The 7,470-nt window shown below is 76.9% G+C and carries 8 protein-coding genes and 1 pseudogene; 6 read left to right on the top strand and 3 right to left on the bottom strand.

All coding sequences use genetic code 11. The annotated features are described in order from the left end of the window. The 5 genes and pseudogenes from GTQ99_RS17030 to GTQ99_RS17010 all read left to right on the top strand — a co-directional run. Positions 1 to 529 (top strand): annotated as a pseudogene (locus GTQ99_RS17030) (hypothetical protein); the annotation flags it as partial. Next, a complete protein-coding gene (locus tag GTQ99_RS17025; protein WP_166616922.1) occupies positions 526 to 1,071 on the top strand; it encodes a phosphatase PAP2 family protein in 546 nt (181 codons plus the stop codon). The pseudogene GTQ99_RS17030 and the gene GTQ99_RS17025, both read left to right, overlap by 4 nt. Before the next feature lie 20 nt (positions 1,072 to 1,091). Continuing rightward, on the top strand, positions 1,092 to 1,988 hold the full coding sequence (locus GTQ99_RS17020) for a decaprenyl-phosphate phosphoribosyltransferase (protein WP_166616921.1): 897 nt from the start codon (positions 1,092 to 1,094) through the stop codon (positions 1,986 to 1,988). After that, positions 1,985 to 2,431: a GtrA family protein gene (locus GTQ99_RS17015; protein ID WP_166616920.1), complete on the top strand. Its 447-nt coding sequence runs from the start codon at positions 1,985 to 1,987 to the stop codon at positions 2,429 to 2,431. Before GTQ99_RS17020 ends, GTQ99_RS17015 begins: the two co-directional genes overlap by 4 nt. Continuing rightward, the gene (locus tag GTQ99_RS17010; RefSeq protein ID WP_166616919.1) at positions 2,424 to 3,602 is read left to right on the top strand and encodes a glycosyltransferase 87 family protein; all 1,179 of its coding nucleotides are present in this window, start codon (positions 2,424 to 2,426) and stop codon (positions 3,600 to 3,602) included. The genes GTQ99_RS17015 and GTQ99_RS17010 overlap by 8 nt, the downstream gene beginning before the upstream one ends. Positions 3,603 to 3,689: 87 nt before the next feature. Here the strand turns inward: GTQ99_RS17010 and GTQ99_RS17005 are convergent, their stop codons facing one another. The 3 genes from GTQ99_RS17005 to GTQ99_RS16995 are packed head-to-tail and all read right to left on the bottom strand — an operon-like array spanning position 3,690 to position 7,367. Then, entirely contained in the window at positions 3,690 to 5,693 is a 2,004-nt protein-coding gene (locus GTQ99_RS17005) for a SpoIID/LytB domain-containing protein (protein ID WP_166616918.1), read from the bottom strand. A 23-nt stretch (positions 5,694 to 5,716) separates the two neighbouring features. After that, positions 5,717 to 6,943 (bottom strand): VldE C-terminal domain-containing protein, encoded by a 1,227-nt coding sequence (locus tag GTQ99_RS24430; protein ID WP_205707667.1) that lies wholly within the window; start codon positions 6,941 to 6,943, stop codon positions 5,717 to 5,719. 1 nt (position 6,944) lies between these two features. Beyond that, positions 6,945 to 7,367, bottom strand: a complete 423-nt coding sequence (locus GTQ99_RS16995; RefSeq protein WP_338075054.1) for an LGFP repeat-containing protein — start codon at positions 7,365 to 7,367, stop codon at positions 6,945 to 6,947. On the opposite strand from GTQ99_RS16995, the gene GTQ99_RS27580 reads away from it, so the two are divergent. Continuing rightward, a partial coding sequence (locus GTQ99_RS27580) for an LGFP repeat-containing protein (protein ID WP_420814578.1) occupies positions 7,281 to 7,470 on the top strand: 190 nt, incomplete at its 3' end. The genes GTQ99_RS16995 and GTQ99_RS27580 overlap by 87 nt on opposite strands.

Raw genomic sequence — 7,470 nt, 5'->3', positions numbered from 1 at the left:
GAGCACGGCCCGCGCGCCCCGCCGGGCGCCGCGGGCCGTGCTCGGGGCGCTGGCCGGCGCGGCGGCCCTCGCCGTCGTCGCCCAGGTCGTCGCCTCGGCCGTGCTGGACGTGCGCCAGGGCCGGCCGTGGGTGCTCTCGGCGATCCAGACCAACTACGCCACCCCCGCCCAGTACGCCGCCATCGGCGCCGACCTGGCCGCCATGGACGTCGGCCTCGTGGAGTCGCCCGGCGAGATCGGGCACCTGGCCTACGCCTGCGACTGCGTCGTCGACATCTTCGCCGACCCCGCGCGGCTGCGGCCGCTCGTGGAGGCCCAGCGCGAGCGCACCAGCGGCCTCGCCCGCCGCGCCCTCGACCTCAACCACCGCCACTACCCGGGAGACAGCGACCCGTTGCCCACCACCGGACGCCTCGCCTACTTCGCCGACGCGGACGTGCCCACCGAGGGCGTCGTCGCCAGCTGGCCGGCCCGCACCGGCCACATCCTCGCCCCCGGGCGCATCGTGCTGCTGGAGGCGGGGCGGTGAGCGGGCAGCCGCGCGCCCTCGAGCGCGTCGCCGCCGCCGACCTCGCCGTGCTGCGCGCCGTGCAGTCCGCCGTGCGCTCGCGGACCGCGGTCGCCGCGGCCACGGGCCTCTCGCACGCCGGCGAGCACGCCGCCGCCTGGATCGCCGTCGGCTCCGCCGGCTTCGCGCTGGACCGCCGCCGGCGCCGGGAGTGGGCGGTCGCCACGACGGCCGTCGTCGCCGCGCACGGCGCCAGCGTCGTGCTCAAGCGCGTCGCGCGCCGCCACCGCCCGCTGGAGCACACCGTCAGCGTGCGGGTGGCCACGCCCAGCCGCTGGAGCATGCCCAGCTCGCACGCCACGTCCACGACGGCCGCGGCGATCGCCTTCGCGCCGCTGCTGGGGGTGCCGACGTGGCCGCTGGTGCCGGCGATGGCGCTCTCCCGCCTCGTCCTCGGCGTGCACTACCCCTCCGACGTCACCGCCGGGGCGCTGCTCGGGGCGGCGACGACCGCCGTCGTGCGCGGGGGCGCCGCGCGCCTGAGCACCCGGCCGGCGCCGTGAGCCGGACGCAGGAGCAGCCGGTGACCCCGCCCACCCGCGCCGCGCGCCGCGCCGTGCTGCCCGCGTGGCTGCGGGCGATGCGCCCGCGCCAGTGGGTCAAGAACGTGCTCGTCCTCGCCCCGGTGTTCCCGGCGGGGGAGCAGGTCGGCCTGGACACCCTGCTGGGCGTCGCGGTGGCCTTCGCGCTGTTCTGCCTGGTCTCCAGCTCGATCTACCTCGTCAACGACGCCCGCGACGTCGAGGCCGACCGGGCCCACCCGCGCAAGCGGTTCCGGCCCATCGCCGCCGGTGAGCTGGGCGTGCGCGCGGCCGTCGCGCTGGCCGTCGCGCTGGCCGTCGTCGGCATCGGGACGGGGCTGTGGTGGCAGCCCGCGCTCGGCGTCGTCCTGGCCGTCTACTTCGTCGTCCAGCTCGCCTACTGCTTCGGCCTCAAGCACGAGCCGGTCCTGGAGCTGGGCTGCGTGGCCTCCGGCTTCCTGCTGCGCATGCTCGCCGGCGGCACCGCCGGCGGCATCCCGCTGTCGGGGTGGTTCCTGCTCACGGCGGCGTTCGGGTCGCTGTTCATGGCGGCCGGCAAGCGCTACGGCGAGGCCCGGCGCGGCGAGCTCACCGGCGAGCCGGTGCGCCGCGTCGTGCAGAAGTACTCCACGACCTACCTGCGCTTCGTGTGGACGCTGGCGGCCACGGTCGTCGTCACCACGTACGCGCTGTGGGCGGTGGAGGTCCTCGTCGTGCAGACCGGCACGATGCTCTCCACGACGACCATCGTCCCCTTCGTGCTGGCGGTGCTGCGCTACGCCGTCGACGTCGACCGCGGCAACGCCGAGGAGCCCGAGGAGATCGCGCTGCACGACCGGGTGCTGCTGGCGCTCGCGGTCCTGTGGTGCGCCTCGCTGCTGCTGGCGGTGTGGCTGTGAGCGGCGGGCGGCTGGCCGCCGCGGTCTCCCACGAGCGGGTGCGCGAGGTGGGGCGCTTCCTCGTCAGCGGCGGCATCGCCTACCTGGCCGACCTGCTGGTCTTCAACGCCCTGCTGTTCTCCGGCGTCGGGTCGCTGACCTCCAAGGTCGTCTCCAGCGTCATCGCCATCGCCATCGCCTTCCTCGGCAGCCGGTACTACACCTGGCGCGACCGGCGCAGCGAGCACCCGGGCCGCGAGTACGCGATGTTCTTCCTGCTGAGCGTGATCGCCGCGGGGCTGCAGCTGCTGTGCCTGGCGATCACCCACCACGGCCTCGGCTGGACCTCGCCGCTGGCCGACAACCTCTCCGGCAACGTCGTGGGGATGGCGATCGCCATGGTCTTCCGCTTCGTCACCTTCCGGACCCTCGTCTTCCCGGACCGCTCCGCGACCGGTGCCTGAGCACCACCGCCCGCACCGCCCGCACCGCCCGCGCCGCGCCCCCGCGCCGGCCGTCGCGCTGCCCCTGCTGCTGGGGGCGCTCGCGGCGGCGGCGCTGGTGGCGAGCGGGCTGGGGCAGCAGTCCTGGCAGCCGGGCTACGACCTCGCCGTCTACCGCGACGGGGCCCGCGACCTGCTCGCCGGCCGGGACGTCTACCTGCGCGAGACCTGGCGCGGGCACTGGTTCGTCTACCCGCCGTTCGCGGCCGTGCTCTTCCTGCCGCTGCTGCTGCTGCCCGCGGCGGTGGACCTGCTGCTGTGGGACGCGCTGCTGCTGGCGCTCACGGCGTGGGCGGCGGTGCGGGTGCTGCGCGCGGCGGGCGCCCCGGCGCTGCTCGTGGGCTGCGGGGCGGGTGCTGTGCTGCTCAGCGACCCCTTCCGCGAGGCGCTCGTGCTGGGGCAGGTCAGCCCGCTGGTCGTCACCGCCCTCGTCGTCGGCTGCCTGCGCGGCGGGCGGGGCGGGGCGGTGCTGGCCGCGCTGGCGGGTGCGGTGAAGGTGACGCCCGCGCTCGTGGTCGCCGCGGTGCTCAACCGCCCGGCGCGGCGGCGGTTCGCGCTGCCCGTCGTCGCGGTGGGGGCGGCGGCCACGCTGCTCGGCGCGCTGGCCGCGCCCGCCTCGGCGCGCAGCTACTTCACCGACCTGCTGTGGAACTCCGCCCGCGTCGCCGCCCCCGGGACGACGAGCAACAACTCCCTGGCGGGGGCCTTCGCGCACGCGGGCCTGGCGGACGCGGCGGCGGGTGCGCTGGGCCTGGTGTGCGCGCCGCCGCTGCTGGCGCTCGCGGCGCTCGCCGCGCACCGCTGCGACTGGTCGCAGCCGGTGCACCGGCTGCGCTTCGGGCTGCTCGTCAGCCTGGTGACGTGCCTGGTCTCGCCGGTGACGTGGTCGCACCACGCCCTCGCGGCGCCGCTGGCCGCGGGGGTCCTGCTGGCCGGCCGCCGGCGCGCCGCGCCCGCGGCGGTGGCGGCGCTGGCGGGGGTGCCGTGGCTGCTGCCGGTGCTGCAGGCCGCCGACGCGCTCGGCGGGGCGGGCGGGGCGCTGCTCGCGCTGACCCGCCCGGTCTCGCTGCTCGTGCTCACCGCGCTGCTGGCCGCGCCCCTGCTGCGCCGCGCTCCCCGCTCCGCCCGGTGAGGTCGACCCCCGCTCCCGCGGTGATCCCGCACGGTGTCACGTGCGGGATCACCGCGGGAACGGGGACGGGAGCAGGGGGAGGGCCCGTCAGCTGCGGGTGATCGTCCCGGTGGCGGGGTTCCAGGTGAGGGTGCCGCCCTCGAAGCGCTGCACGAGGACGCCGCCCACCCACGTCTCGTCGCTGGCCGGGAAGCCCAGGGAGCCGTTCTCCCAGCCCTGCGCGCCCCAGGTGTCCAGCAGCCCGCCGCGCACGGCGTGCGCACCCGTGGCCGGCGACCAGTAGATCGAGCCGCCCTGGAAGCGGGTGTAGGAGCCCCGCCCGTTGGGGGTGCGCACGTCACCGGTCGCGGGGAAGCCCAGGGCGCCGTTCTCCCAGCCCAGCTGCGCCCACCTCTCGCGGATCGCGCCGCGCACCTCGCGGGCGCCGGTGGCGGGGGACCAGTAGATCGAGCCGCCCTGGAAGTGGGTGTAGTAGCCGGCGCCGTTGGGGGTGCGCACGTCACCGGTGGTGGGGAAGCCCATCCCGCGCTCCCAGCCCAGCTGCGCCCAGCGCTCGCGGATCGCGCCGCGCACCTCGCGGGCGCCGGTGGCGGCGGAGTAGTAGATCGAGCCGTGCTCGAAGTGGGTGTAGAAGCCCGAGCCGTCCGGGGTGCGGCTGTCGCCGCCGGTGGGGAAGCCCAGGCCGTTCTCCCAGCCCAGCTGCGCCCAGCGCTGGCGGATCGCGCCGCGCACGTCGTGGGCGCCGGCGGCCGAGGCGTAGATCGAGCCGCCCTGGAAGTGCTGGTAGCTGCCGCGGCCGTTCGGGGTGCCCAGCTCGGCGCTGGTGGCCGCGCCCAGCGGGCCGCCGGTCCCGCCCAGGCGCTGGTGGGCGAGCTGGACGGCGCTGACGATGCCGACGAAGTCCGAGCGCAGCCCGCCGAGCTGGCGCAGCTTCGTGCCGGTGACCTCGACCGTGCCGTTGGTGCACAGCAGCCTGGCGGTCCTGACGCGCCCGCCGAAGTCGCCGCGCCCGTCGCGGCCGGTGACGACGATCCCGGTGGCCGCACCGCCGGGGGCGCAGCCGCCGTCGAGCGTCGACGCCGCGACGGTCGCCGTCCAGGCGGCCACCGGGTCGCCGGCGACCGCCCTGCCGGGTGCGGAGAACGGGTCCTCCTTGGCGACCAGGTACGGCTTGGAGCCCGCCACGCTCCAGCCGCCGTTGGAGGAGGAGAACTGGGTGAAGGCGACCTCGCCGCCGTGGGCGCGGACCTCCCCGGCCGTCGCGGCGATGGCGGCGTTGGTCGAGGCGGGCGTCGTCCAGGTGGTGCGCCCGGCGGCGTCGCGGCTCTCGGCGCCGCGGTAGACCTGGCAGGCGGTGGTGTCGCAGATGTCGGTCTGCGCCTGCGCGCGCAGCACCGACAGCGCGTAGCTGCGGGCCGCGACGGCCTGCGCCTTGAGGGCCTCGGCGTTCCACGACGACGGGGACTCGGCGGGGACGACGCCGCGCAGGTAGGTCTCCAGCGGGACGTCGTTGACGACGGTGAGGTTCGGGCTGCCGGGCACGATCCGCACGGTGCCCTCGTAGCGCACCGAGGTGCCGTCGGCCTTGACGAGCAGGACGCCGTCGGGGCCGCTGACGGTCACGGCGCCGCCCCAGGCCTCCTGCCAGGCGCCGCCCACCCCGGCGGCCAGCCCGCCGCCGGCGCCGGTGACGACCAGGCGCTGACCGGGCTCCACCTTCCGCCCGCTCGTGGACAGCGACAGCGCGGCGCCCGTGGGGGCGGCGACGGTCACGGCGGGGGTGCTGAGGGCGGTGAGCCCGACGCGCAGCGTCCGGTTCTCCCGGCTCGCCACGGCGGTGCCGGGGTAGTAGAAGTCCAGGATCGTCCGGTAGCCCTGCCCGGCGACGGCGCGGGACTGCGCGCCCCACTGCGACATGCCGATGCCGTGCCCGTAGCCGTGGCCGACGAACGTGAAGGAACCGCCGACGGCGGGGCGCACCTCGTCGGCGGAGGCCGGGGCGGCGCTCAGCGTGCTGGCGGCCAGCGCGGCGGCGGTGCCGGCGACCAGGCCGGTGGTGAGGCGGAGGAGGCGGGAGCGGGGGCGGGGCATGGTTCTCTCCTGGTCGACGGTGATCAGCGGTTCAGCGAGACGGTGGTCGTGCGGGCGGTGGCGCTCCAGGTGATCGAGCCGCCCTGGAAGTCCAGCCGCAGCCCGCCGGGGACGGGGCGCTCGTCGGCGACCGGGAAGCCGAGCGGCCCGTTCTCCCAGCCGGTGGCCGCCCAGCGCTCGCGCAGCGCGCCGCGGACGGCGTGCGCACCGGTCGCCGGCGACCAGTACACCGATCCTCCCTCGAAGTGCGTGTAGGCACCGGGTTTCACCGGAGTCCGCTCCTCACCGGTGGTGGGGAAGCCCAGGCCGCCCTCCCAGCCCAGCTGCGCCCAGCGCTCGCGGATCGCGCCGCGCACCTCGTGGGCCCCGGTGGCCGGGGACCAGTAGACCGAGCCGCCCTGGAAGTGGTTGAAGGCGCCGGCGCGGCGGGGGGTGGGGACCTCGTCGGTCAGCGGCAGCCCGAGGACGGCCGTTCCGCCGAGGGCGTGGAAGCGGGCGCCGATGAGCCCGTGCACCTCGCGCACCGGGGTGGCGGGCGAGGAGTAGACGCTGCCGGAGCGGTAGTCGCGGCGGCTGACGCCGGTGGCGGCCGTCGTGCGCGTGCCGCCGACCTCCGGGCCGAGCGCGGAGCGGGTGCCGCCGAGGGCCAGCCAGTGCCCGACCAGCGGGTCGGTCGCGCCCGTCCACCAGGAGGTCTCGCGCGCCGCGCCGGAGAAGGACAGCGACACGTGGACGTGGTCGGTGTGCGGGTCGGCGCCGGTGTACGGCTGCCAGCCGTCGGCGGGGCGGTAGGCCTTCCAGACCCGCCCGTCCCAGATGACGTACATGACGCCGAGCCGGCGGGCGGCGGCCGCCGCGTTCCCGCGGTCGTCGGGAGCCAGCAGCCAGTCGGTGAACTCGCGCGCCAGCGCCGCCTGGGCGGGGTCGGCGGCGTCGAGCACCCAGTCCAGCGCCCGGCCCTCGTGGTGCTCGGAGGTGGGCGCGCCGCCGACCGGGCAGGTGCGGGCGGTGCCGACGCTCTGCCGGCCCCAGGTGTCCAGGACCAGCTGCCGCAGCGCCAGCGTCCCCGGCTGCGGTGCGGCGCAGCCGAGGGGCGCCTGGTAGCGCGCGAAGGCGTCCACGCCCGCCGGCAGCCCGGCGGGCGGGCGCGGCGCGGCGGCGGTGGCCGCGGGTGCGGCGGCGGTGACCGTCAGCGCCGCGGCCGCCACGGCGACCGCGAGGACGCGCAGGGCGCGGCGCCGACGGGCCACGTCAGCTCCTCCTGGCCGTGATCTTGCCGGTGGACCGGCTCCAGCTGAGCGTCCCGCCCTGGAAGTCCATGCGCGTCCCGCCCTCGACGGAGTACTCGTCCTTGGTGGGGAAGCCGAGCCAGGAGTTCTCCCAGCCCATCGACGCCCAGGTGTCGCGGAAGCCGCCGCGGACGGCGTGCGCGCCGGTGGCCGCCGACCAGTAGATCGAGCCGCCCTGGAAGTGGGTGTACCAGCCCTTGCGGTTCGGGGTCGGGGTGTCGTCGGTGGTGGGGAAGCCCATGCCGCCGCGCTCCCAGCCCATCGCGGCCCAGCGGTCGCGGATGGCGCCGCCGGTGAAGTGCGCACCGCTCGCGGGGGAGTAGTAGATCGAGCCGCCCTGGAAGTGGGTGAACCAGCCGCCGAGGGCACGGGAGTCCCCGGTCACCGGGAAGCCGGCGCCCACGAGGTGCGCGGCGCGATCCGCGAGAAGTGGGCGTCGATGGGCTGGGAGGGCGGCGGCATGGGCTTCCCCACCACCGACGACACCC

The organism is Kineococcus vitellinus (assembly GCF_009906315.1).
Lineage (GTDB): Bacteria > Actinomycetota > Actinomycetes > Actinomycetales > Kineococcaceae > Kineococcus > Kineococcus vitellinus.
The sequence above is the reverse complement of the archived record's forward strand: the minus strand, read 5'-3'. Positions and strand labels throughout refer to the sequence as shown.

Bases quoted from the DNA above. Each gene is read 5' to 3' on its own strand.
- GTQ99_RS17005 (WP_166616918.1), bottom strand. From the start codon at position 5,693: ATGCCCCGCCCCCGCTCCCGCCTCCTCCGCCTCACCACCGGCCTGGTC.